The 23,384-nt window shown below is 68.4% G+C and carries 21 protein-coding genes and 2 tRNA genes; 15 read left to right on the top strand and 8 right to left on the bottom strand.

Annotated features, from left to right (window positions below):
* Positions 1–30 precede the first annotated feature (30 nt).
* The 3 genes from K6V06_RS16420 to K6V06_RS16410 all read left to right on the top strand — a co-directional run bounded on the left by K6V06_RS16420 (position 31) and on the right by K6V06_RS16410 (position 4,051).
* Positions 31–2,817 (top strand): nitrate reductase, encoded by a 2,787-nt coding sequence (locus K6V06_RS16420; RefSeq protein ID WP_255581894.1) that lies wholly within the window; start codon positions 31–33, stop codon positions 2,815–2,817.
* Positions 2,818–2,969: 152 nt separating this feature from the next.
* Positions 2,970–3,440 (top strand): MarR family winged helix-turn-helix transcriptional regulator, encoded by a 471-nt coding sequence (locus K6V06_RS16415; protein ID WP_222245107.1) that lies wholly within the window; start codon positions 2,970–2,972, stop codon positions 3,438–3,440.
* 185 nt (positions 3,441–3,625) lie between these two features.
* Positions 3,626–4,051 carry an organic hydroperoxide resistance protein gene (locus K6V06_RS16410; protein ID WP_222245104.1) on the top strand — a complete coding sequence of 142 codons (426 nt, stop codon included), beginning with the start codon at positions 3,626–3,628 and terminating at the stop codon, positions 4,049–4,051.
* 169 nt (positions 4,052–4,220) lie between these two features.
* Here the strand turns inward: K6V06_RS16410 and K6V06_RS16405 are convergent, their stop codons facing one another.
* Positions 4,221–5,015: a thioesterase family protein gene (locus K6V06_RS16405; RefSeq protein WP_222245102.1), complete on the bottom strand. Its 795-nt coding sequence runs from the start codon at positions 5,013–5,015 to the stop codon at positions 4,221–4,223.
* Here K6V06_RS16405 and K6V06_RS16400 point away from each other — a divergent pair.
* The 3 genes from K6V06_RS16400 to K6V06_RS16390 all read left to right on the top strand — a co-directional run bounded on the left by K6V06_RS16400 (position 5,009) and on the right by K6V06_RS16390 (position 9,105).
* Positions 5,009–5,812: a TetR/AcrR family transcriptional regulator gene (locus K6V06_RS16400; RefSeq protein ID WP_255581893.1), complete on the top strand. Its 804-nt coding sequence runs from the start codon at positions 5,009–5,011 to the stop codon at positions 5,810–5,812. The genes K6V06_RS16405 and K6V06_RS16400 overlap by 7 nt on opposite strands.
* Positions 5,805–7,505, top strand: coding sequence for an acyl-CoA dehydrogenase family protein (locus K6V06_RS16395; protein ID WP_222245100.1), 1,701 nt, complete (start codon positions 5,805–5,807; stop codon positions 7,503–7,505). Before K6V06_RS16400 ends, K6V06_RS16395 begins: the two co-directional genes overlap by 8 nt.
* A 64-nt stretch (positions 7,506–7,569) precedes the next feature.
* Positions 7,570–9,105, top strand: coding sequence for a class I adenylate-forming enzyme family protein (locus tag K6V06_RS16390; protein ID WP_255581892.1), 1,536 nt, complete (start codon positions 7,570–7,572; stop codon positions 9,103–9,105).
* Between the two features lie 82 nt (positions 9,106–9,187).
* Here K6V06_RS16390 and K6V06_RS16385 read toward each other — a convergent pair whose 3' ends face one another.
* Entirely contained in the window at positions 9,188–9,844 is a 657-nt protein-coding gene (locus tag K6V06_RS16385) for a LysE/ArgO family amino acid transporter (protein WP_222245097.1), read from the bottom strand.
* A 73-nt stretch (positions 9,845–9,917) separates the two neighbouring features.
* Here K6V06_RS16385 and K6V06_RS16380 point away from each other — a divergent pair, with 73 nt between their 5' ends.
* A complete protein-coding gene (locus tag K6V06_RS16380; protein ID WP_222245095.1) occupies positions 9,918–10,814 on the top strand; it encodes a LysR family transcriptional regulator ArgP in 897 nt (298 codons plus the stop codon).
* 11 nt (positions 10,815–10,825) lie between these two features.
* On the opposite strand, the gene fdhF is transcribed toward K6V06_RS16380, so the two are convergent.
* The 5 genes from fdhF to K6V06_RS16355 form a co-directional block, all read right to left on the bottom strand.
* Positions 10,826–13,663, bottom strand: a complete 2,838-nt coding sequence (gene fdhF, locus K6V06_RS16375) for a formate dehydrogenase subunit alpha (protein ID WP_222245093.1) — start codon at positions 13,661–13,663, stop codon at positions 10,826–10,828.
* Positions 13,660–15,399 (bottom strand): NADH-ubiquinone oxidoreductase-F iron-sulfur binding region domain-containing protein, encoded by a 1,740-nt coding sequence (locus K6V06_RS16370; RefSeq protein ID WP_222245091.1) that lies wholly within the window; start codon positions 15,397–15,399, stop codon positions 13,660–13,662. Before K6V06_RS16370 ends, fdhF begins: the two co-directional genes overlap by 4 nt.
* A gap of 124 nt (positions 15,400–15,523) precedes the next feature.
* Positions 15,524–16,159 carry a phosphatidylcholine/phosphatidylserine synthase gene (locus K6V06_RS16365; protein WP_255581891.1) on the bottom strand — a complete coding sequence of 212 codons (636 nt, stop codon included), beginning with the start codon at positions 16,157–16,159 and terminating at the stop codon, positions 15,524–15,526.
* Between the two features lie 123 nt (positions 16,160–16,282).
* The gene (locus K6V06_RS16360; RefSeq protein WP_222245089.1) at positions 16,283–16,777 is read right to left on the bottom strand and encodes a DUF2127 domain-containing protein; all 495 of its coding nucleotides are present in this window, start codon (positions 16,775–16,777) and stop codon (positions 16,283–16,285) included.
* A 33-nt stretch (positions 16,778–16,810) separates the two neighbouring features.
* Positions 16,811–17,206, bottom strand: coding sequence for a TM2 domain-containing protein (locus K6V06_RS16355; protein ID WP_222245087.1), 396 nt, complete (start codon positions 17,204–17,206; stop codon positions 16,811–16,813).
* Between the two features lie 195 nt (positions 17,207–17,401).
* Here K6V06_RS16355 and K6V06_RS16350 point away from each other — a divergent pair.
* The 8 genes from K6V06_RS16350 (at position 17,402) to K6V06_RS16315 (ending at position 21,585) form a co-directional block, all read left to right on the top strand.
* Positions 17,402–17,477 (top strand) — tRNA-Glu (locus K6V06_RS16350).
* A gap of 97 nt (positions 17,478–17,574) precedes the next feature.
* A tRNA-Asp gene (locus K6V06_RS16345) sits at positions 17,575–17,651 on the top strand.
* Between the two features lie 191 nt (positions 17,652–17,842).
* Positions 17,843–18,337: a GFA family protein gene (locus K6V06_RS16340; RefSeq protein ID WP_222245085.1), complete on the top strand. Its 495-nt coding sequence runs from the start codon at positions 17,843–17,845 to the stop codon at positions 18,335–18,337.
* A gap of 110 nt (positions 18,338–18,447) precedes the next feature.
* Positions 18,448–18,849 (top strand): OsmC family protein, encoded by a 402-nt coding sequence (locus tag K6V06_RS16335; RefSeq protein ID WP_222245083.1) that lies wholly within the window; start codon positions 18,448–18,450, stop codon positions 18,847–18,849.
* A 31-nt stretch (positions 18,850–18,880) separates the two neighbouring features.
* Positions 18,881–19,423 carry a M23 family metallopeptidase gene (locus tag K6V06_RS16330; RefSeq protein ID WP_222245081.1) on the top strand — a complete coding sequence of 181 codons (543 nt, stop codon included), beginning with the start codon at positions 18,881–18,883 and terminating at the stop codon, positions 19,421–19,423.
* A 5-nt stretch (positions 19,424–19,428) separates the two neighbouring features.
* Complete coding sequence (locus tag K6V06_RS16325) at positions 19,429–20,025, top strand: AAA family ATPase (protein WP_370637484.1); 597 nt, start codon at positions 19,429–19,431, stop codon at positions 20,023–20,025.
* Between the two features lie 38 nt (positions 20,026–20,063).
* The gene (locus tag K6V06_RS16320; RefSeq protein ID WP_222245077.1) at positions 20,064–20,315 is read left to right on the top strand and encodes a DUF3820 family protein; all 252 of its coding nucleotides are present in this window, start codon (positions 20,064–20,066) and stop codon (positions 20,313–20,315) included.
* Positions 20,316–20,454: 139 nt separating this feature from the next.
* The gene (locus K6V06_RS16315; RefSeq protein ID WP_222245075.1) at positions 20,455–21,585 is read left to right on the top strand and encodes a sensor histidine kinase; all 1,131 of its coding nucleotides are present in this window, start codon (positions 20,455–20,457) and stop codon (positions 21,583–21,585) included.
* Between the two features lie 148 nt (positions 21,586–21,733).
* Here K6V06_RS16315 and K6V06_RS20835 read toward each other — a convergent pair whose 3' ends face one another.
* Complete coding sequence (locus tag K6V06_RS20835) at positions 21,734–23,341, bottom strand: methyl-accepting chemotaxis protein (RefSeq protein ID WP_222245073.1); 1,608 nt, start codon at positions 23,339–23,341, stop codon at positions 21,734–21,736.
* Between the last annotated feature and the right edge of the window lie 43 nt (positions 23,342–23,384).

Genomic DNA, 23,384 nt, shown 5'->3' with positions numbered 1-23,384 from the left:
GCCCCTCGACCTCACGCCGCAGGCACCACCTTGAAACTGTCCGATATTTCCGTAGCGGCCACGATGCCAGCGCCCGCCGCCGATCCGAGCGCCGCCAGCGGCAGCGCCGCTGACGCGGCGCCATCTCCCGTGGTGGCCTCCGTTCGCACCACCTGCCCCTACTGCGGCGTCGGCTGCGGCGTGCGCGCCGAGCGCCGCGCCGACGGCAGCGTGGAAGTGGCCGGCGACGCCGACCACCCCGCCAATGCCGGCCGCCTGTGCGTGAAAGGCGCGGCCCTGGCCGAAACCGTCGATCTGCAGGGCAGGCTGCTGTATCCCAAATTCCGCCAGCCGGACGGCACCCTGGCCCGCATCGACTGGGACGACGCGCTGGACCGCGTCGCCGGCGGGCTGCACGACACCATCGCCCGGCACGGCCCGGACTCGGTCGCGCTGTATGTGTCGGGCCAGCTGCTGACCGAGGACTACTACGTCGCCAACAAGCTGATGAAGGGGTACATCGGCACCGCCAATATCGACACCAACTCCCGCCTCTGCATGTCGTCGGCAGTGGCGGGACACAAGCGCGCCTTTGGCGAGGACCTGGTGCCCGGCTGCTACGAGGATCTCGAGCTGGCGGACCTGGTGGTGCTGGTCGGCTCCAATGCGGCCTGGTGCCATCCAATCCTGTTCCAGCGCATCGCCGCCGCCAAGGCGGCGCGTCCGCAGATGAAGCTGGTCGTCGTCGATCCGCGCCGCACCGCCACCTGCGACATTGCCGACCTGCACCTGCCGGTGCGCCCGGGCACCGATGTGTGGCTCTTCAACGGGCTGCTGCAGTATCTGCGCAACAGCGATGACGCCTCCACCGCCACTGCGCTCGATGCGGACGAGCTCGAACAGGCGCTGGCCGCGTCCGCCGGACAGGCCGACCCCGCCGAGGTCGCGCGCGCCTGCCGCTTGAACCTGGAAGACGTGCTGACCTTCTACCGCTGGTTCGCCGCCACGCCGAAAACCGTCACGGCGTTCTCGCAGGGCGTGAACCAGTCCTCCGCCGGCACCGACAAGGTCAACGCGATCATCAATTGCCATTTGCTGACCGGCCGCATCGGCCACCCCGGCGCCGGCCCCTTTTCATTGACCGGCCAGCCCAATGCGATGGGCGGACGCGAAGTCGGCGGGCTTGCCAACATGCTGGCTGCGCATCTGGAGCTGGGCGACCCGTCCCACCGGGAGCTGGTGCAGACCTTCTGGGCTTCGCCGGCCATTGCCGCGCGGCCGGGGCTGAAGGCCGTCGAGCTGTTCGACGCCATCGATCAGGGGCGGATCAAGGCGGTCTGGGTGATCGCCACCAACCCGGTGGTCAGCCTGCCCGACGCCGACCTCGCGCAGCGCGCCCTGCGCAAGTGCGAGCTGGTGATTTCATCCGACATCGTCGAGCGCAGCGACACCAACGACACCGCGCACATCCTGCTGCCCGCGCTGGGCTGGGGCGAGAAGAATGGCACGGTCACCAATTCCGAACGGCGGATCTCGCGCCAGCGCGCCTTCCTGCCCGCGCCGGGAGAGGCAAGGCCGGACTGGTGGATCCTCGCGCAAGTCGCGCAGCGAATGGGCTACGACGGCTTCGGCTACACCGCCCCGCACCAGATCTTCGACGAGCATGCGCGACTGTCGGCCTGGCGCAATGGCGACGATGCCGACACCAGCGTGCCGCGTGTGTTCAATCTCGCTGGCCTGACCGGCCTGGGCGAGCGCGCCTGGGATGCGCTGGTCCCGATCCAGTGGCCGGTGCATCGGGCCGGCATCGGCACCGAGCGCCTGGCCGTGGCAACCGGCGCGCGCATGGTCGCCACCGCGCCACGCGCCCCGGTCCACGCGACGGACGACGACTTTCCGATGGTGCTCAATACCGGCCGCGTGCGCGACCAGTGGCACACCATGACGCGCACCGGCAAATCCCCGCGGCTGGCCGAGCATCTGTCCGAGCCGTTCGTCGACATGCATCCGCAGGACGCCCTGCTTTGCGGCGTCGGCGAAGGACGGCTGGCCCGCGTCACCTCGCGCTGGGGCGGCGTGGTCGTGCGCGTGCGGCATGGTGGCGGCATTGCGCGCGGCAGCGTCTTTGTGCCGATTCACTGGAACGGCCGCTTCAGCTCCGATGCGCGGGTAGGCTCGGTGGTCAACCCGGTCGTCGATCCGGTTTCCGGCGAACCCGAGTTCAAGCACACGCCGGTGCGGGTCGATCCGTTCCCGGTCTCGTGGCAGGGCGTTGCGCTCGCGCGCGGCGAACTCGATTGCAAGGACCTGACCTGGTGGACCCGCGCCACCGGGCGCCAGTTCGAGCGCTACGAGTTCGCCGGCCGCGAACCAGTGCGCGACCGCTCGGCATGGGCACGCGCCCTGCTCGGCGTCGGCGATCCCGAGGCGGACTGGCTTGAATTCGAGGACCGCGCCGCGGGCATCTACCATGCCGCCTGGCTGGTGGACGAGCGCGTGCAGGCATGCGTCCATGTCTCGCCGCGGGCGGATCTGCCCGCGCGCGCGTGGCTGGGCGGACTGTTCTCGCGCGAGCGCCTGGACGATCTCGACCGCATGGGGCTGCTGCTGGGTCAGCCCGCCGAAGCGGTGGCGGACGTGGGGCCGACGGTTTGCTCGTGCTTCGGGGTCGGTCGCAATACCATCTGCGATGCGATCCGGAAGCACCAGCTGACCAGCGCCACCCAGATCACCGCCTGCGTCAGGGCCGGCGGCAACTGTGGCTCCTGCGTGCCGGAACTCAATGCGCTGCTCGCCGCAAGCCGAGTTGGGGAGGATCAACCGGTGTTTGCCGGCTGACTCGGAGGCCAGGGGATCAGCGGCCGTGCATCGGCCTCTTGCGCAACCGTAGGTGGCCGCGAGGCAGGGTGTAGACCGTGCCGATTCCCGCTCGCGACCGGCGTCGAATCTTTTGCTTGCTATTTCATCGCGCGCTATCTATACTGCGACACATGAAAGCCAAGCCGCAATCCCGACCCGATTTCTCGTCCGCCCTGCTGCTGGACCGGCAATTCTGCTTCTCGGTCTACTCGGCATCGCTGGCGCTGAACAAGCTGTACCGCAAGCTGTTGCGGCCGCTCGGGCTGACCTATCCGCAGTATCTGGTGATGATGGTGCTATGGGAGAAGGATGGACTGACGGTCACGGAAATCGGCACGCGCCTGAATCTGGACTCGGCCACGTTGACGCCCCTGCTCAAGCGGATGGAAGCGCAGCAATGGCTGACCCGGGAGCGGGCCAGCAATGACGAGCGTCAGGTGATCATCAGTCTTACGCGCAGCGGTCGTGCCTTGCAGGCAGAGGCCGCCGATATCCCGGAATCGGTGCTGTGCGCATCCGCCTGCAGCATGGAAGAGCTGACCAGCCTGAAGCAGCAGCTCGATCGCGTCAGCGCCACGATTGCCCGGGCCGGCGTGGATTGAACCGACGCTGGGCCAACACACTGCCCGCGTCGAACCGCAGTAGATATATCGCGCGCGATTCACTCGCGCTCGATGGAAAGGCAACCACGGAACAAGGCGGGTGGCTGCAGGGTCCCTGTCTTGTCCATGCGGCAACCTTGCAGTACCCGACGTACCCCTAAACCTCAATTCACAAGGAGCTTGTCATGTCGATCGAAAAAGTCCTCTACCGCGCCCAGGCCAAGGCAACCGGCGGCCGTGACGGCCGTGCCGTTTCGTCGGACAACGTGCTGGACATCCAGCTGAGCACGCCGCGCGAACTCGGCGGCGCGGGCGGCAATGGCACCAACCCCGAGCAGCTGTTCGCCGCCGGTTACTCGGCCTGCTTCCTCGGCGCGCTCAAGTATGTGGCCGGCCGCGAGAAGGTCGCGCTGCCGGCGGAGACCAGCGTGACGGGCAATGTCGGCATCGGCGCCATTCCCACCGGTTTCGGCATCGAAGTCGAACTGCAGGTGTCGATTCCCGGCATCGACCGTGCGCAGGCACAGGCGCTGGTCGACAAGGCGCACGTGGTATGCCCTTACTCGAACGCCACGCGCGGCAACATCGACGTCACGCTGACGCTGGTGTAATTGGCGGGGCGGCGGCGGCACGTCCGGTGCCCGAGGCCCTCTCCCCCGGCCCCTCTCCCGCAAGCGGGCGAGGGGAGCAACCCTCTGGACTGCGATGGGTGTTCTCCCTCTCCCGCTTGCGGGAGAGGGCCGGGGAGAGGGCAAGGACGCCGCCCCCGCCGCAAGGTGGTCAAGCACCCTTCGGCTTGATCACCAGCGTCTGGTGCGCGAAGCCGATCGGCCCATCCTCGTCATGCAGCGTCGAGCGCGTCAGCCCGACTCCGTTGTCGCCGACGATGGTCTCCGCGTCCACCCCCACCCATTCGCCGCGCGGCTGCCGATGCAGATACACCGTCAGGTCGGCATTGGCGAACAGGTACCGCTCCAGCGGTATCGTCCAGCTGATGCCATTGGCGAAATCGGCTGCCGCCGCGGCGCGCGCACAAGGCGGCGTCTGCCAGCCCTCCACCAGCGGGACGCGGAAGCGAAACCATGCCGCTGCCGGTCCCGGCGCGCCCACTTCTCCCGCCGCCACTCGGCTCTCCATGGCCTCGTAGTGAAACGACGTCTGCTCCGCCATGCCGGGAATCCGGATGGGATCGGTACATAGCCGCGGCGGCCGCAACCGCACGCCCGCCCGCGACGCCGCCAGATCGATCGTGCGCTCGCGCACAAAGAGCGCAATGGCGCGCGCCACCACCTCGTCGCCATGACGCAACGCAAGCGCGACACGGCGAACCGACCCGCCGGGCTGCACGTCGAGCTCGACTTGCAGCGGTGCCACCGGCACTGGCCGGGGAAACTCGACGGTCAGTCGTGTCATGAGCCACCCTTCTCCAGCCGGCATCGCCCGTTGCGCCATCGCCGCCAGCAGCGCTGCCGGCGCCCCGCCGTGCTGTGCCGACGGATGCCAGGGGCCGCGTGACAGTTCGGTCGACGCCACCCGATCGCGGTCGACCACGAACACGCTAGCGGGTGATGGCATCGCAAACCTCCACAGGATCGAAGCGCATCGCGGGTACCCTCTTCATCGTTGGTCCTCCATCAATCTATACCGGAAAACCCAACCTTGCACGAAGAAATGAATGCGTGGATACTCTTTCCATGCCCTACCGTCGCACGCCCAAAATGGAAGCCCGCCTCGCCGAAACCCGGGAGCGGATCATTCAATCCGCCCTCGGCCTGGTCGCCAGCGGCGGCTATGCCGCCGCGAGCATTCCGGCCATCGCGGCCGAGGTCGATATTTCCGCCGGCCTCATCTACCGGCACTTCGACACCAAGGCGGACCTGTTCAACGAAGTATTCCGGCGCGCCGCGCAGATGGAGATCGATGCCTGCGAGGCGGCCGCGGCAACCGGAGGGACCGTGCGAGAGCGGCTCGCCAATGTCGTCTCGACCTTCGCCACGCGCGCGCTGCGCGGACGCCAGCTGGCGTGGGCGCTGCTGGCCGAGCCGGTCGATCCGGTAATCGAGGCGGCGCGCCTGCAGTTTCGCGAGCCCTACCGCGCGATCTTCGCCCGGCTGATCGACGAAGGCATCGACAGCGGCGAGATCGCGCCGCAGCCATCCAGAGTCGCGGGCACCGCCATCGTCGGCGCGATCGCCGAAACACTGGTCGGGCCGCTCAGCACGCCGACGCGCCGCGGCGCCGACGCCGGACTCGTCCAGGCGCTGACGGCGTTCTGCGTGCGCTCGCTCGGCCCCGTGCCCGGCGACAAGGTCGAGACAAGCGACAGCAGCACGGCCACGACAACCCGGCGAACAAGGAGACGACATGCATGACGACCCGTGCGGCGGCGCGCCCGCCTTCCATCAGGAGCCACCGCAGCCCACCAACCGCTTTCGCACCGATCCCACGCTGCGTCTGACGCTGGAGCGGCTGCTGCCCGCCGAGGTGTTCGCCGATGCCGCGCCGATGCTGGACCGGATGGGCGAGCGCGTGCTCGACGAACTGATGCCGCTGGCCGAGCAGGCCGAATGCAATCCGCCGCAGCACGTCCCTTACGACGCCTGGGGCCGCCGTGTCGATACGGTGCAGGTCGACCCGGCCTGGACGCGGCTGGTCCAGATCGGCCAGCAGGAAGGGCTGGTCGCGCTCCCCTATGAGGCTCCCTACGGCGAACACACCCGCGTCGTGCAGGCTGGCCTCGTCAACCTGTACGACCCCGCCAGCGCCGTCGCCGATTGCCCGCTGGTGATGACCGACGGTGCCGCGCGCACGCTGCTGCAGCACGACCGTCAACTGGCCGACCGCTACGTGCCGTTGCTGACGACGCGCCGGAACGCATGGACCTCTGGCCAGTGGATGACCGAAAAGGAAGGCGGCTCCGATGTCGGGCGCAGTTCCACTGTTGCACGCCGGCTGCCCGATGGCCGCTGGTCGCTGCACGGCACCAAGTGGTTCACGTCCGCCACGACCGGTCAGATGGCCCTCGCGCTTGCGCGCCCCGAGGGCGCCGGCCCGGGCAGCCGCGGGCTGTCGCTGTTCCTGCTCGAGCTGCGCAAGGCGGACGGCAGCTGGAACGGCATCGAAGTGCGCCGGCTCAAGGACAAGCTGGGCACGCGCGCGCTGCCCACCGCGGAGATCGATCTGCGCGGCGCCATCGCCGTGCCGGTCGGCGAGATCGGTGCAGGTGTGGGCAAGCTGGGCGGCCTGCTGAACATCGCGCGGCTGTGGGCGTCCTGGGGCGGCCCGGCCGGCGTCGGCCACCTGCTCGATCTGGCGCGCGGCTACGCGCCCAAGCGCGAAGTCTTCGGCAAGCCGCTGGCCGAGCAGCCGATGCATCGCGCCTGGCTCGCGCGAATCTGCGCCGAATACGAAGCGATGCTGGCGCTGAACTTCCACACCGCGGGTCTGGTCGGCGCCGCCGAGCATGGCGCCGACCCGACGCTGTCGCGGATCATGGCGCCGCTGACCAAGCTCGCCTGCGCCCGTCAGGCCGTGTGGGCCGGCTCCGAACTGCTCGAGAGCTTCGGCGGCGCGGGCTACGTCGAGGACACCGGCTTGCCGCGCGTCTTCCGCAACCTGCACGTGCACTGCATCTGGGAAGGCACTACCTCCGTACTCGCGCATGACGTGCTGCGCGCACTTCGCGCCCCGGAGCACGGCGAGGCGTGGATCGAGGATGTGGTGCAGCGGCTGCGCACCCTCGCGCTCGACGTCACGCGCCCGTTACGGCAGCGCATCGAAGCGGCACTGGACACCCTGATTCCGCTGATCAACGCGCCCGACGAACGGCAGGGGCGGCGGCTGGCGTGGGGCATGGCCCGCACCTGCCAGGCGGCGCTGCTTGCCGAAGCGGCCGAGTGGCGGCTGCGCGTGAAGAACGATGCCAGCGGGCTCGCCGCGGCGGAGTTGTTCGCCGCCGATGGGCTGGTGCCGCCCCGGATCGACGGACTCGGCGCGCAGCCGTGCGACGCACTTGCCCTCGGCTTCGCCGCCTCGCCCGTCCAGAGCGAAGCGTTGCACGCCTGACCCCGAGCTTTTCTCAGAGGTAGCACCATCCAGAACAACCGGCCTCGAGGCCAAGGAGGAGACCATGGTGTGGACCATCAACCAGGTGCTGGAAAGCGTCGCCATGCAGCAGCCCCGGCAGCTCGCAGTGATCGACGGGGACCAGCGTATCGACTATGGAGAACTGCGCCAGCGCGTGGCGACGATGGCGGCGTGGTTGCGGCTGCGCGGCATCGGCAAGGGCGACAAGGTCGCCCTGCAGGGCAGGAATACCGCCGCCTGGGTCGTCGCCTACTACGCGGTGCTCGACCTCGGTGCGGTGGCCGTGCCGGTCAACCACAAGCTCGCCGCGCCCGAGACCGGCTACATCCTCGCCCATAGCGAGAGCCGCCTGTGGCTGGTCGATTCGGACCTGTACCGGCCGATCGAAGGCGCGCCCCAGGCATTCGCACTCCATGGCGGCGGCAGCGACGCGCTGCCCGCCATCGACCTGTCGGGCATCGAGGCATCCGCACCCGCACCCGCCGGCGCCGAAGTGCAAGCCGACGATCTCGCCGAGTTGATGTACACCTCGGGCACCACCGGCCGTCCCAAGGGCTGCATGCACTCCCACGCCAACATCCTGCTCGCCGGCACCGGCTCCAGCCTGGTCTACGGCCTGGGGCCGCAGGACCGCGTGCTGATCGCCATGCCGGTATGGCACAGCTTTCCGTTGAACAACCTGCTGGTCGGCACTCTCTTCGTCGGTGGCACCGTGGTGCTGCTGCCGGAGTTCCACCCGGCACACTTCGTGAAAGCAGTACAGCAGCATCGCTGCACGCTGTTCTTCGGTGCGCCGATCGCCTATCTGCTGGCGCTGAAGACAGTGCCCGATTTCGCGGACTACGACCTGTCCAGCATGCGGGTATGGCTGTACGGCGGCGGCCCCATCGACGCAGCCACGGCGCGCCTGCTCTCCGAGCGTTATCGCTCGGGACAGTTCTATCAGGTCTTCGGCATGACCGAGACCGGTCCGACCGGCACCGCGCTGCTGCCGCACGAACAGGTGTCGAAGGCCGGCTCCATCGGCCGGCACGCCGTCAGCGGTTGCACCGTCCGGGTCATGGCCGGCCCCGAGCGTGAAGCGGGACCGGGAGAGATCGGCGAGATCTGGATGCGCTGCCAGTCGATGATGCAGGGCTACTATCGCGACCCCGCCGCCACCGAGGCGGCGTTCCACCGCGGCTGGTATCGCAGCGGCGATCTGGCCAGGGTCGATGAGGACGGCTACCTGTTCATCGTCGACCGGCTCAAGGACATGATCGTCACCGGCGGCGAGAACGTCTATTCGAAGGAGGTGGAGGACGTCCTGGCGGCGCACCCATCGGTGTCCGAGGTGGCGGTGATCGGCGTGCCGCACCCCGAATGGGGCGAGAGCGTGACCGCCATCGTCGTGCCGCGAGAGCCGGCCAGCGTCACGCTGGAAGAAGTGCAGGCGTTCTGCCAGGAACGGCTGGCGAAATACAAGGTTCCGCGGCGGCTGCAGCTGGTGCAGGCGTTGCCGCGCACGCCCACCGGCAAGGTGATGAAGTATCTGCTGCGGCAGCAGGCGGCGCCGGGAGAGGCGGCTTCCCGGGCATAAGCCTCGCCAGCGGCCTTCATGCTGGTCCCCTCGTAGCGGCATCGCAGTCGTCGTCAGGGCCGCGATGCACGCCGCGCGCCTGTCAGAACCCGATCACGGCGCGACGCAGCAGCAGTCCGGCGAGCACCAGCATCGTCAGTCCCACCAGCGAATCCAGCATCCGCCACGCCCCCGGCCGCGCGAACCACGGCGCGAGCCAGCGGGCCCCATACCCCAGCGCGGCAAACCAGCCGAGGCTTGCCATGCTGGCGCCCGCCACGAACCAGCCCTGCAGCGCCACCGGCTGCTGCGCGCCGATGCTGCCAACCAGCAGCACGGTGTCCAGGTAGACATGCGGATTCAGCAAGGTGAAGGCCGCAGCCTGCGCCATCGCCGCCCCCCTACCTAGCGCCCCGGCCGACGCGCCCGGCTGCAATCGCCCCGGTTGGCGGGCCCGACGCAACGCTCGCACGCCGTACAGCGCAAGGAAGGCCGCCCCTGCCAACGCGAGGCCGCGCGCCAATGCGGGTTGCTCCCCGAGGGCGCGCGCCATGCCAGCGACGCCGGCGGCGATCAGCAGCCCGTCGGCCACCGCGCAAAACAGCACCACGCTGCCCACATGTTCGCGGCGCAGCCCCTGTCGCAGCACAAAGGCGTTCTGTGCGCCAATGGCGACGATCAGGCCAAGGCCGAGGGCCAACCCCTGGCTCAGCGCCGCGACAGCCAACGAGGGGGACGAGGAGAAGGACAAGGTCGACATGCCCGCCAGCTTGCCTGTCCCGCTCGATGAAGACAAACTATTCTTTCTTATTCCACATTAGAAATACTGAACCATGCTCGACTACCCCGGGCTGCATGCACTGGCGGCGGTGGTGCGCGAGGGCAGCTTCGAACGTGCGGCCCGCGTGCTCAACGTGACGCCGTCCGCGGTCTCGCAGCGGATCCGCCTGCTCGAAGAGCGCATTGGCTGTGCGCTGGTCGTGCGGGAGCAGCCCTGCCGCGCCACGGAAGCCGGCCGCCGCCTGTGCCAGCATCTGGACCGCGTACGGCGGCTGGAGCAGGAACTGCAGGACACCATGCCGGCGCTGGCGCCCGAAGGGCCGGCGCGGGTGCCGCTGCCCATCGCCGTCAATGCCGACAGCCTTGCCACCTGGTTCGCGCCCGCGCTGGCCACCTTCGGCGCCGACGCGCCGGTGCTGATGGAGGTGCTGATCGACGATCAGGATCACACCACGGAATGGCTGCGCAGCGGCGCGGCGCTGGCTGCGGTCACCGCCACCGCCCGGCCGGCGCCCGGATGCAACAGCAGGCCGCTGGGAGCAATGCGCTATCTGGCGGCCGCCAGCCCCGCCTTCATCGCCCGCCATTTTCCCGATGGCGTTGGCGCCGGCAGCCTGGCGCGGGCACCGAGCCTCGTGTTCAACGCCAAGGACCAGCTGCAGGATCGGTGGGCCCGTCGGCACTGCCATCGGCACGTCGACCTGCCGCGGCATACCGTGCCATCCTCGCACGCATTCGTCAGCGCCGCGCTGGGCGGAATGGGATGGGGCCTGCATCCGCAGGCGCTGATCGCGCCGCATCTGCAGGACGGCTCGCTGGTGGAACTGGTGCCCGGTGCGCCGCTGGACGTGCCGCTGTACTGGCAGCAGGCGCGTGTCGCCTCGGCGCTGCTGGAAGGACTGACGCGGCAGGTAGCGGCGAGCGCGCGGGCAGCGCTGCTGCCGCCCTGAAGCCCCCTGCGTTATGCCGGCTGGGCGCGCCCCAGCACCTGCCCTCCCCCATAGCTGGACTGCACCGGCTCGGGTCCGCCCAGCGTCATCCGCACCGCGCAGTACTTGAACTCGGGAATCTTGCCGAAGGGATCGAGCGCGGGGTTGGTCAGCTTGTTGATGGCGGCCTCGTAGTAGCAGAACGGCACGAACACCGCGCCGCGCGGCGTGCCATCGTCTGCCCGCGCGTAGAGCGACACTTCGCCCCGCCGCGATTGCAGCGTGACGATGTCGCCGGGCCTGCCGCCAAGGTCAGCCAGGTCCAGCGGATGGACCAGCGCGACCGGGTCCGGTTCGAGCGCATCGAGGACGCCCGCGCGCCGCGTCATGCTGCCGGTATGCCAGTGCTCCAGTTGCCGGCCGGTGATCAGCACGGTCGGATAGTCGTGGTCGGGGCGCTCGGCGGCCGGAACGATATCGGCGGGAACGAAGCGCGCACGGCCGCTGGCGGTCGGGAATCGCTCGGTGAAGATCACCGGTTCGCCGGGATCGCCTTCGTGGCGGCAGGGATAGGTCACCGCATGCTCGCGCTCCAGCCGCTCCCAGTCGATGCCGGCAATGCTCGGCATCGCCGCGCGCATCTCCTCGAACACGTCGCGCACGCACGTATAAGGCCAGTCGAGTCCTAGTCCCGCCGCCATCTGCTGGAGGATCCAGATATCCTGGCGCGCCTGCCCCGGCGGATCGACGGCCTGCCGGCCCAGCTGCACGGTGCGATCGGTATTGGTGAAGGTGCCGGTCTTTTCCGGGAAAGCGGAGGCCGGCAGCACGACGTCCGCAAGGCAGGCGGTCTCGGTCAGGAAGATGTCCTGCACCACCAGGTGGTCCAGCGCCGCGAGCGCTTCACGCGCATGACCGGCATCGGGATCGGACATCGCCGGGTTCTCGCCCATGATGTACATGCCGCGCACCTCGCCGCGGCAGATCGCGTCCATTACCTCGACCACCGTCAGCCCCGGGCTGCGGTCCAGCGGCGTGCCCCACAGCGCTTCAAAACGCGCCGCCGCGTCCGCATCGTCGACGCGGCGGTAGTCCGGATACATCATCGGGATCAGCCCCGCGTCGGACGCGCCCTGTACGTTGTTCTGCCCGCGCAGCGGATGCAAACCGGTGCCGGGCCGGCCGATCTGCCCGGTCATCAGCGCCAGCGCGATCAGGCAGCGGGCATTGTCGGTGCCGTGCACATGCTGCGACACGCCCATGCCCCACAGGATCATCGCGCTGCGCGCCGTGGCATAGAGCCGCGCCACCTCGCGGATGGTGTCCGCGTCGATGCCGCAAACCGGCGCCATCGCCTCCGGGCTGTACGCCGCGACGTTGCGCTCCAGCTCGGCATAGCCGATGGTGCGCGCGTCGATGAAGCCGCGGTCCACCAGCCCTTCCTTCACGATCACATGCATCATCGCGTTGAGCAGCGCGACATCGGTGTCGGCCTGGAACTGCAGGAAGCGATGGGCGAAGCGGGCCAGGTCCGAGCGCCTGGGATCGGCGACGATCAGCTTCGTGCCGTTGCGCACCGCGTTCTTGATCCAGGTGGCGGCGACCGGATGGTTTACGGTGGGGTTGGCACCGATCAGCAGCACCACCTCCGCCTGCGCCACGTCGATCACGGGATTGGAGACCGCGCCGGAGCCAATGCCTTCCAGCAGCGCCGCCACCGACGACGCGTGGCACAGCCGCGTGCAATGGTCGACGTTGTTGCTGCCGAATCCGGTACGCACCAGCTTCTGGAACAGATAGGCTTCCTCGTTGCTGCCCTTGGCGGAGCCGAATCCGGCCAGCGCGCGCTTGCCATGGATGTCGCGAATGCGCGCAAGACCTTGCGACGCCCGCTCCAGCGCCTCCTCCCAACTGGCCTCGCGGAACACCTCCATCACCCGCGCCGGGTCCATTTCCACGTCGGCGCGCTTTGGCACGCCCTCGCGCCGCACCAGCGGCACCGTCAGCCGTTGCGGATGGGCGGCGTAGTCGAAGCCATAGCGGCCCTTGACGCAAAGCCTGCCGCGGTTGGCCGGCCCGTCGCGGCCTTCGACGAAGAGGATGCGGTTGTCGCGGACGTGATAGGTCAGCTGGCAGCCCACGCCACAGTAGGGGCAGACCGACTCGACCTTGCGCTCGGGCTCGACCATCGCCGCATCGCGCGCCGGCGCCAGCGCACCGGTGGGGCACGCCTGCACGCACTCGCCGCACGCGACGCAGGTGGACGCGCCCATCGGATCGCCCATATCGAAGACGATCGCCGCCTGGCCGCCGCGATACGCGATACCGATCACGTCGTTGGCCTGCTCGTCCCGGCACGCGCGCACGCACCGCGTGCACTGGATGCAGGCGTCCATATGGACGGCGATGGCCGGATGAGAAAGGTCGGCGGCAGGCGCGGGACGTGGCGCGAAGCGCGGCGGGAAGGAAGGTGCGCCTGCGGCAAACTGCACGCTCCAGTCGTCCAGCTCGTTGTGGCGCGTGTAGTCGGCCTCGGGCATGTCCGCCTGCAGCAGTTCCAGCACCATGCGCTGGGCATGCCGGGCGCGTGGCGAGGCGGTATGCACGGCCATCCCTTCGGCCGGATAGCGGCAGCAGGACGGCGCCAGCGTGCGCTCGCCGTCGATCTCGACCATGCAGGCCCGGCAGTTGCCGGCCGGGTCCGGTCCATCCTGATAGCACAGATGCGGCAGCGCGATGCCCTCGCGCCGGGCCACCTGCAGCAGCGTCTCGCCGGGCCTGGCAGCGACGGCGCGGCCGTCCAGTTCGAAGCGAACGGTGGCGCCGTCCTCGGCGGCGGCGAGCGCACGGGCGCGGGTCAGGGCGTTCATGATCGGGCGGCAGGAGCGGCCTGCGTCAATTCGTGGGGAAAATAGCGAATCACGCAATCGACAGGATTGGGCGCCGCCTGACCCAGGCCGCAGATGGAGGCGTCGCGCATGACCGCCGACAGGTCCGCCAGCATATCGAGGTCCCAGCGCGGCGCGGCGATCAGCGCCTGCATCCTGACCGTGCCGACGCGGCACGGCGTGCACTGGCCGCATGACTCGTCGGCGAAGAACGCCATCAGGTTGCGCGCCACGTCCACGGCGCTGTCATGATCCGACAGTACGACGATCGCGGCAGAGCCAATGAAGCAGCCATGCGGCTGCAAGGTATCGAAGTCCAGCGGAATATCGGCAAGCGCGGCCGGCAGGATGCCGCCGGACGCGCCGCCTGGCAGATACGCATAGAAGCGGTGCCCCTCCAGCATGCCGCCGCAGTACTCCTCGATCAGTTCGCGGGCGGTGATGCCCGCGGGCGCGAGATGCACCCCTGGCCGGTTCACGCGGCCCGATACCGAGAACGAACGCAACCCCTTGCGGCCATGGCGGCCATGCCCGGCGAACCACGCCGGCCCCTGTTCGAGGATATCGCGCACCCAGTACAGGGTCTCGAAGTTGTGCTCCAGCGTCGGGCGCCCGAACAGGCCAACCTGCGGGACATAGGGGGGACGCAACCGCGGCCAGCCGCGCCTGCCTTCGATCGATTCGATCATCGCCGACTCTTCGCCACAGATGTAGGCGCCCGCACCGCGCCGCAGCTCGATGACGGGCAGCGGCACCGGTGCGCGCTCGCGCAGCTCGCGCAGCGCCTCGGTCAGTATCGTTCGACAGCCGGCATACTCGTCGCGCAGATACAGGTAGATCGCATCGACCTGCACCGCCAGCGCGGCGATCAGCATTCCTTCCAGAAAGCGGTGTGGATCGCGTTCGAGATAGAAGCGGTCCTTGAAGGTGCCCGGCTCGCCCTCGTCGATATTGACCGCCATCAGCCGCGGGGCCGGCTCGCTGCGCACGAGTCGCCATTTGCGCCCGGCGGGAAAGCCGGCGCCGCCCAGGCCGCGCAAGCCCGCCTGCTCCATCGCCGCGATGGCTTCCTCCACCGGCAGCGTTCCGTCGGCGATCGCCGCGACGGTGCGATACCCTCCGGCCTCGCGATAGGCGTCGTAGCGCAACCAGGGTCCCGGTTCTTCCTGCCAGGCCTGGCTGGCCACGCACTGCACCACACGTTCCCGCGTGGCCGGCGCCACGGGATTGGTGCCGACCAGCACCGCGGGTGCCCGCTCGCAGCGGCCGATGCAGGGCGCCGCCACGACGCGCACATCGGTGGCCAGCCATTCCGGCAGCTGCTGCAACAGGTCCTTCGCGCCGGCCAGCTCGCACGATATGCCGGCGCAAACCCGCACCGTGACGGTGGGCGGCGACGCCAGCTCGCCCTCCCCGTCCAGCCCTTCACCGCGGACCACGTCGAAATGATGGTAGAAGGTCGCCACCTCGTAGACCTGCGCCTGCGACAGACCCATTTCCGCCGCCAGCGCCGCCAGGTGCGGCAGCGACAGCTGGCCGAAGCGATCCTGCAGCGCATGCAGATACTCGATCAGCAGATCGCGCCGGCGCGGCATGCCCTCGATCGCCGCGCGCACCTGCGCCAGCGCGGCGGGTTGCACCTGCCTGCCTTTGGGTTGGGCGCGCTTGCGCCGCCGGACGATGGTGTCGACCGGAATGGGAATCTCGACGTGGCTCATGGGGATCGGTTGGTCACGGCAGGCGCGGCCGAACCCGGCCTCGCACCGCCTGGCTCCATTGCACCGCAAAGGACGCCGATCGCCAGTCCGCGTTTTCCCTAGGATGCCGGCGGCACCCTTGCCGTCAGAACTTGGGAATCCGCAGCGTCTTGCTGATCATCAGCGAGCCGGATACCACGAACAACAGCACCAGCGGATGCAGCGTGCCCGGGCCCAGCGTCCAGCTGCCCAGCGGCAGCGCGTCGCCGATCCGTTGCTGCCACGCGCACCATGCCAGCACGGCGGTCAGCACCACGCTGGTGGGAATCGGCGTGCCCTCGAAGTAGCGCACCTTGCCGCTCGCGTCGCCGGCCAGGCTCTCGGCCGTGACATTGAAGCGCGCCAGCCGGCTGACCCCGCAGCAGACGAAATAGATCAGCGCCAGCAAGTCCCAGCCGCCGCGCATGCCGGCGGCATAGGCCAGCGCCGCCGGCGCGACGCCGAACGAGATGATGTCCGCCAGCGAATCGAGCTCGCGGCCCAGCGCCGAATGCGCGTGGCGCCAGCGGGCGACGCGACCGTCGATCACGTCGAAGAAAAAAGCGGCTGGCGCGAAGGCTGCGGCGATCAGGAATTCGTTCAGCGCACCGCTTCCCAGATACGACATCGCGAAGAACACGCCGGCCATGCCGCAGGCCGCGTTCGCGAGCGTGAAGACGTCCGCGAGCGCCAGCTCGCGGATCATGGAAAAGTGCCGGGGTCGGTCATCGGATGCGGGCATTCGGTTCCTCGCTTGGGCGGTCGTCGTGGCAGGGCCGCAGGGCAGGGCCGGCTTCCCGCGCAGGGGCAGCACGGCCGGGCCGCGACGCGAGCGCGCCATTGAATGTGACGGATGTGCCTTGCACTATTCGTGCCGGCGCGCGGCGCCGCGCATCATGCCGCGCCGCTCCCGCGCCAGGTTTGCAGCCAGATAGGCCACGATGGCGGCGTTCGCGATGGCCAGCCCGATATGCAACAGGGTCGGATGCACCGCCGCTTCGTAAAGTTCCAGAGGGATGTAGATGGCCCCCGACCAAACGCCGAGCCACTGCGCCCAGGTCCGGTCGTGCCACAGGCCATACGCCTCGGCAAGCCGCATGGCGACGTAGACCAGCGCCGAAGCCCCGATCGCCCACAGGCGCGGGTCGTCCGGATTGGACGCGATGGACAGGAAGATGCCGGGCACCTTGCTGCCGGGATTCAGGTGCAGACGCGCCACGATCGCCTCGGCGAACGCCTGCGCATCGCGGTGCCAGAAGGCCGCGATGCCCGCCCCCGCGACCAGCACCGCCACGCCCTTGGCCGCCTCGAACAGCGCGATACCGCGCAGCCCGACTGGCCCTGCCCCGTTGCGTGCCATCCCTCGTCTCCTCAGCGGCGCGAGCTGCCGGAATCAGCTGAACACGCGGTTCTTGTCCGAGACCTGGTCGTTCAGCGTCCAGAAGTCGTACAGCACCCCGATCACGAAGAAGCCGCCCGTCACCAGATACAGCAGGCCGGTCAGCCATTTGCCCATATACATCCGATGCACGCCGAACACGCCGAGGAAAGTCAGCAGCACCCAGGTCAGGTTGTAATTGATCCGGCCGGGCGAATAGCGGCGGTCGGCAGCGCGATCCATCGAGGGAATCAGGAACAGGTCGATCAGCCAGCCGATGCCGAAGAGGCCAAGCGTCAGGAACCAGATCGTGCCGGTCACCGGCCTGCCGTAATAAAACCGGTGCGAACCGGTAAAGCCGAAGATCCAGAGCAGATAGCCAATTACCTTGCTGTGCGTGTCGTGCACCATGTCGTTCCTTTTTTCAATCGTTGCCAATGATGCCATAGGCATCCACTGCGCCGGCTGGTTCCTCCGGAGGAGGGCAATCGCATGCGCGCGGGCAGGCGCGGCCTTTCCGCGACGAAACGCTTTGCATCAAGAAAAAACACTGTTATAGTTGCGCCCCTCGCGACGCAAAACGCAATGCAGCGCGAAACGGTTCCGGTCCCCTTCGTCTAGAGGCCTAGGACATCACCCTTTCACGGTGAGTACAGGGGTTCGAATCCCCTAGGGGACGCCAGCTTGACCGGACCAGGTGGAGTTGCCAGGCAGATCGCCTGTCATGCCGCCAGTCCAGCGCCAGTGCGCACCGGCAGGTGAGCACGGCAAACCGACACGGAGTGGTAGTTCAGTCGGTTAGAATACCGGCCTGTCACGCCGGGGGTCGCGGGTTCGAGTCCCGTCCACTCCGCCAAAAAGAAAACCCGCCAGGTCCGCCCGGCGGGTTTTTTTCTGCCTGCTCCCCCAGGTTTCGGCTGCGGCCGCTTCTGGCGTCCACCATCTGGCGACCACCATTCCGTGCCGCTGTCATCCCGACGCCGATTGCCCGTTGCCGGCCAGTTCGCCACAATGGCAATTCCCCTGCGCAATCACCGGGAGCATGCCATGCATCTGGAAGGTTCGTGCCATTGCGGCGCGGTGCATTTCACCGTAAACGCCGATTCGCCTTACCCCTATCTGCATTGCCATTGCTCGATCTGCCGCAAGACCGCCGGATCGGGTGGATACGCCATCAATATCGGTGCCGATATGCGCTCGTTGCGCGTGCGCGGACGCAAGCATATCGGCGTGTACCACGCCGTCATGCGCGAGCCCGGCAAACGCCCCTGGCGCTCGCCGGCCGAGCGCCACTTCTGCCAGTTGTGCGGCAGCGCCCTGTGGGTCTGGGACCCGCGCTATCCGGAGCTGGTGCATCCGCATGCCTCGGCCATCGACACGCCGCTGCCCCGCCCGCCCGAAACCGTCGAGGCCGGGCTGAAGTGGGTGCCCGAATGGGTCGACGTGCCGCGCGGCAGGCAGCATGTGCACTGCGCCACCTGGCCCGAAGAATCGTTGGCGGACTGGCACCGCCGCCACGGATTCTCGCCGGAGCGCGGCTGACTGGCCACGGGCCCCTCCCCTCGCTCGCCTGCCCCGCACCGCCGGTGGTCATCGCCAGAACTTCCACCGGTGCCGCCCTTCCAATCTGCAAGCCCCCACTGGAGACAACCATGAGCGCCATTGCGCAAGCCACCGTCCGCTCGGCCGGTCCCGACTATCGGCACGAGGTCACCACCGGCACGCATACGCTGGTTGCCGATGAACCGAAGCACGCCGGCGGGGAAGATGCCGGGCCGGCGCCCTACGATCTGGTGCTGGCGGGCCTCGGCGCCTGCACCGCCATCACGCTGCGGATGTACGCCGCGCGCAAGGAGTGGCAGCTCGGCGAGGTCACCGTCGAACTGACGCTGCACAAGGACCGCGACGGCAACGCCACCATCGACAGGACACTGCGCTGCTCTGCACCGCTGTCGGACGAGCAGTGGGAACGCCTGCTCGACATCGCCGGCAAGACGCCGGTCACCCGCAGCCTGCAGGCCGGCATGCCGATCGCCACCACGCGCGCCGGCTGAACCAGCGCCACGGCCGAGGAAACGCGCGACGATGGCACGCCTGTTTCGCTGGCTATGGTGGGTCGGCGTGGCCGCTGCCCTGTGGTGGGCCTGGCCGCGCATCTATCCGGCCATCGACCGCATGATCTACGCGAGCCGCCTCGCGGCAATGGCCGCACCGGCCAGCCTGCCGGTTCCCGTCAGCGGCGTATCGGTCCGCGCGCTGCGCGACACCTGGCACGGCGCACGCTCCGGCGGCCGCAAGCACGAGGGCATCGATATCTTCGCGCCCAGAGGCCGTGAAGTGGTGTCTTCCACCGAGGGCATCGTCTCCCGCGTCGGCACCAACAACCTCGGCGGCAAGGTCGTCTGGGTCATGGGGCCAGGCCGGCAGATGCACTACTACGCCCACCTGGACGACTACGCCGATATCGCCCCCGGCGACCGCGTCATGCCCGGCACCGTGCTGGGCTTTGTCGGCAACACCGGCAACGCGCGCGGCACGCCGCCCCATCTGCATTACGGCATCTATACCGCGTCGGGGGCGATCAACCCTTACCCGCTGCTGACCGCACCCATCGCGACATCGAAGTAGCGCGATTGCCGCTACCGTGGAGCCATCCCATGAGCAAACCGAGCGACATCGACGCCGAGTTCGAACCGCGGCTGATCGCCTTTACCGGCGGCCCTGGATCGGGCAAGACCACCTTGCTCGATGCCCTGGCAGAACGGGGACTGGCCCGCTCCGAGGAAGCGGGCCGGGCGTTGATCCGAGACCAGACCGCCATCGATGGGCCCGCGCTGCCCTGGCGGGACCGCGCGGCCTTCGCCGAGCAGATGCTGGGCTTCGAGATGCGCTCGCATCGCCTGGGGTTGGCCCGTGCCGGCCTGGTCCTGTTCGACCGGGGTGTGCCCGATGTGATCGGGTATCTGCGCCTTTGCGGACTGCCGGTGCCGGATCACGTCTGGCGCGCGGCGCGGCGGTTCCGCTATCGGCGGGAGGTGTTCATCGCCCCGTTCTGGCCGAAGATCTACCGGACCGACGCCGAGCGCAAGCAGACACCCGACGAAGCGCAGCGGACCTTCCATGCAGTGGCCGATGCCTGGCGGGAGTGCGGCTATACCCTGGTCGAGCTTCCGCTCGCTGGCGTCGCGGAGCGGGTGGATTTCGTGCTGGCGCGGATGAAGGACGGGTGATAATCCCGGCTCCACACTCGCTATCCTCGCCCCACGCCATGCAACCCGAAGACCTCGAAAAGCTGCTGACGCGCAGCATGCCGTACGGCAAGTACAAGGGCGTCCGTATTGCCGATCTGCCCGGCAATTATCTGAACTGGTTCGCGCGGGAGGGGTTTCCCGAGGGGGAGATTGGCCGGCTGCTGGAGTTGATGCATGAGCTGGATCACAACGGCTTGAAGGAATTGCTGGCACCATTGCGCAAACAAATGCCAGGCGGCCACCAGGAACCGGAAAATCGGTGCCGGTGACTTTTCGTCCGCCTCAGATCAACTACAGTTCGGGATGGGCCACTCGGCGCCGGCGAGCGTCCATCCGGCCTCTGGGCAGACCGCGGATCACGTGCCCCGCACTCTGCGCATCGCATCCTCACTTTGCACCGAAATTCCTATGACTCTGTCCGACTTCATTGAAGCAGAGCTGGATGGGCTGGTTGAAGACTGGACCGAATATGCTCGCGCCCTCGGCCCGAAGGACATCCATCTTGACGATGCGCAGTTGCGCAATTCCGCACGGGAGCTTCTGCTGGGGATAGCGGCGAACATGCGCGGCGTGCAAACGGACGCAGAGCAGATCGCCAAGTCGCATGGTGAGAAGTCGGGCGCCGATTCCGACTTCAATCACATCGGGCGCGAACACGCGGATGACAGACAGGCACACGGCTTCGAGATCAATGCCCTGGTCGCCGAGTATCGCGCGCTACGCGCGAGCGTGTTGCGCCGCTGGCAGGGAACCGGTCAACTCGACGCCAAGGCGTTGCAGGAAATGATTCGCTTCAACGAAGCGGTCGACCAGATGGTGGCGGTGTCGGTGCGGCAGTTTGCCCAGACCACGGAGCGTATCCGCGACCTCTTCGCCGGCGTGCTCGCACACGACATGCGCTCGCCATTGGCGGCGATATTGAATTCGGCACAGGTGGTGCTCTGCGACGAGCACCTGTCCGCGCGCAGTGCGCGGGCGGGCGCCAATCTGCAGCGCAGTGCCGAGCGGCTGAAATGGCTGATCGACGATCTGTTCGTGTTCGCTCGCACGCGCCTCGGAGACGTGTTGCCACTCGAGCCCAGCGAGCACGATCTGGCTGCGATCTGTCACGGCGCAGGGGAGGAGGTCCGCGCCTCCAACGCCGACGCGCAGATCGAGATGGAGGCAACGGGCGAGCTGCGCGTCGTTTGCGACGCCGCCCGCATGAACCAGTTGATCGTCAACCTGCTGACCAACGCGGTGCAGTACGGTCACGGCTGCATCCGGGTGAAGGCGGCCGGTGAGGCCGACCAGATCGTGCTTGCCGTGTCGAACGCCGGTCCGCCGATACCGGCGGACGCATTGCCCACGCTGTTCGATCCCCTGACGCGTGCCAATCCGTCGCCCGCGCCCGGGCGCGCCTCATCGGGCGTCGGGCTCGGGCTGTACATATGCCGTTGTATCGCTCACGCCCATCACGGAACGATTGCGGTTCGATCCGATCCGAACGAGACCGTATTCACGGTGCAGATCCCGCGCGACTTCGCCCCTGCTTCCTGAAATGTGTCGGGCACGGGCCGTCGTCGCACGTCACCGAGGGGCCGCCATGCACGCGGCATGAAAAAACCGCCCGTCGCACCCGGGAACGGGCACGGACGGGCGGCTGCCGGCCACCGGCGGGCGGCGGGCGGCGGGCGTCAGGCCATCGTCACGCCGCGGCAAGCCGGTGCAGCGCTCCCGCCGGCTCGCGGCGTGCGCTGCGGGTGTCCGTTTGCGCAGCGTCCGGCAGCCGGAATACCGCCACCGCCTCGGCCAGGCGCCGCGCCTGCGACTCCAGCGAGGACGCTGCCGCAGCCGCTTCCTCGACCAGCGCGGCGTTCTGCTGGGTGACTCCGTCCATCTGCGACACGGCGCCATTGACTTGCTCGATGCCGCGCGCCTGCTCGTCCGATGCCGAGGAGATCTCGCCGATGATGGCGCTGACGCGGCCCACGGCATCGAGAATTTCCTGCATGGTGCTGCCGGCCGTCCTGACCTGGTCGGAACCCACCACGACCTTCTGCACGGAGCTCTCGATCAGTTCCTTGATCTCGCGGGCGGCGCTCGCACTGCGTTGCGCGAGGCTGCGCACTTCGCTGGCCACGACCGCGAAGCCCTTGCCCTGCTCGCCGGCGCGTGCGGCTTCGACGGCGGCATTCAGTGCGAGGATGTTGGTCTGGAACGCGATGCTGTCGATCACGCCGACGATCTCGGCGATGCGCGACGAGCTGCTGGCAATCTCGTTCATCGACTGCACCACCGTGCCGACGGCCTGATGGCCGCGATGCGCCACTTCCGACGCGGCGCTGGCCATGCCGTTGGCTTCGCGCGCGCTGTGGGCGTTCTGCTTGACGGTGGACGCCAGCTCTTCCATGCTCGCGGCGGTCTCTTCCAGGGAGGCGGCCTGCTGTTCCGTGCGGCTGGACAGGTCGACGTTGCCGGAGGAGATTTCGCTGGCGCCGATGTTGATTTCATCGACGCCCTGCCGCACGGCGGTCACGGTGCGCGTCAGGCTGTCCTGCATGTCCTTCAGCGAGGCGATCAGCTGGCCGACCTCATTGGTGCCGGCGGGCTCGATGCGGCTGGTCAGGTCACCGCCTGCGATACGCTTGAGCAGTTCGCCGGCGCGCTGCAGCGGCACCACCACGAAGCTGCGTGCGATCTGGTTGGCGACGACGGCGACGACCAGGCTCGCGGCGAGCAACGCGATCAGGGTGATGACGAACGCGCGGTGCAGCGCAGTGATGTCGTCCATCGCGGCCTGGCCGCTGGCTTCGGCGCGCTCCATGAAGGCGATGCGCTCCTTCATGAAGCGGTCCTGCACGCCTTGCGTGCCCTGCTTCATGTAGGCGTCCAGATCGCCGGCCTCCAGCACGCGCCCCACGCCGCGCAGGTTGCTGTCGAAGGTCTTGTAGGCGGCGATCAGCGCCGCGGCGTCGGCCTTCTCTTGCTCGGCCAGTGCCTGTTCGAAGGACGAGAAGCTCCTGGCGGCCCTTTCAAGGTGCGCCAGCGCCGTGTTCAGCGACTTCTTGTCGTCGCCGCTGCCCTGCGCCACACGGCTGGAATACCGGCTCATGTCCGTGCGCGCCGCGACCAGCGACAGCGATGCTTCGTTGATGTTGTTGCCCTGCTGCACTGCCGTGCGATGCAGCAGCGAGACGTCGTCGTTCAGGCGCGCAATCGCCGAATAGCCCAGGATGCCAAGCACCACCTGGTACAGCACGAACAGCACGACAACAGCGAGCAGTGCCTTCGCTATCTTCAGATTCTTCAACATACCCCGTTGCTCCATCGTAAAGGCGCCGGTATGGCGCGGGCGG

The sequence above is a fragment of the Cupriavidus sp. AU9028 genome, from assembly GCF_019795295.1.
Taxonomy (GTDB): Bacteria; Pseudomonadota; Gammaproteobacteria; order Burkholderiales; family Burkholderiaceae; genus Cupriavidus.
The sequence above is the reverse complement of the archived record's forward strand: the minus strand, read 5'-3'. Positions and strand labels throughout refer to the sequence as shown.

Bases quoted from the DNA above. Each gene is read 5' to 3' on its own strand.
- K6V06_RS16315 (WP_222245075.1), top strand. From the start codon at position 20,455: ATGACTCTGTCCGACTTCATTGAAGCAGAGCTGGATGGGCTGGTTGAA.
- K6V06_RS16400 (WP_255581893.1), top strand. From the start codon at position 5,009: ATGGCATCGCAAACCTCCACAGGATCGAAGCGCATCGCGGGTACCCTC.
- K6V06_RS16335 (WP_222245083.1), top strand. From the start codon at position 18,448: ATGAGCGCCATTGCGCAAGCCACCGTCCGCTCGGCCGGTCCCGACTAT.
- K6V06_RS16355 (WP_222245087.1), bottom strand. From the start codon at position 17,206: ATGGTGCACGACACGCACAGCAAGGTAATTGGCTATCTGCTCTGGATC.
- K6V06_RS16415 (WP_222245107.1), top strand. From the start codon at position 2,970: ATGAAAGCCAAGCCGCAATCCCGACCCGATTTCTCGTCCGCCCTGCTG.
- K6V06_RS16320 (WP_222245077.1), top strand. From the start codon at position 20,064: ATGCAACCCGAAGACCTCGAAAAGCTGCTGACGCGCAGCATGCCGTAC.
- K6V06_RS16385 (WP_222245097.1), bottom strand. From the start codon at position 9,844: ATGTCGACCTTGTCCTTCTCCTCGTCCCCCTCGTTGGCTGTCGCGGCG.
- K6V06_RS16380 (WP_222245095.1), top strand. From the start codon at position 9,918: ATGCTCGACTACCCCGGGCTGCATGCACTGGCGGCGGTGGTGCGCGAG.
- K6V06_RS16395 (WP_222245100.1), top strand. From the start codon at position 5,805: ATGCATGACGACCCGTGCGGCGGCGCGCCCGCCTTCCATCAGGAGCCA.
- K6V06_RS20835 (WP_222245073.1), bottom strand. From the start codon at position 23,341: ATGTTGAAGAATCTGAAGATAGCGAAGGCACTGCTCGCTGTTGTCGTG.
- K6V06_RS16330 (WP_222245081.1), top strand. From the start codon at position 18,881: ATGGCACGCCTGTTTCGCTGGCTATGGTGGGTCGGCGTGGCCGCTGCC.
- K6V06_RS16405 (WP_222245102.1), bottom strand. From the start codon at position 5,015: ATGCCATCACCCGCTAGCGTGTTCGTGGTCGACCGCGATCGGGTGGCG.
- K6V06_RS16340 (WP_222245085.1), top strand. From the start codon at position 17,843: ATGCATCTGGAAGGTTCGTGCCATTGCGGCGCGGTGCATTTCACCGTA.
- K6V06_RS16390 (WP_255581892.1), top strand. From the start codon at position 7,570: ATGGTGTGGACCATCAACCAGGTGCTGGAAAGCGTCGCCATGCAGCAG.
- K6V06_RS16370 (WP_222245091.1), bottom strand. From the start codon at position 15,399: ATGAGCCACGTCGAGATTCCCATTCCGGTCGACACCATCGTCCGGCGG.
- K6V06_RS16410 (WP_222245104.1), top strand. From the start codon at position 3,626: ATGTCGATCGAAAAAGTCCTCTACCGCGCCCAGGCCAAGGCAACCGGC.
- fdhF (WP_222245093.1), bottom strand. From the start codon at position 13,663: ATGAACGCCCTGACCCGCGCCCGTGCGCTCGCCGCCGCCGAGGACGGC.
- K6V06_RS16365 (WP_255581891.1), bottom strand. From the start codon at position 16,159: ATGCCCGCATCCGATGACCGACCCCGGCACTTTTCCATGATCCGCGAG.
- K6V06_RS16360 (WP_222245089.1), bottom strand. From the start codon at position 16,777: ATGGCACGCAACGGGGCAGGGCCAGTCGGGCTGCGCGGTATCGCGCTG.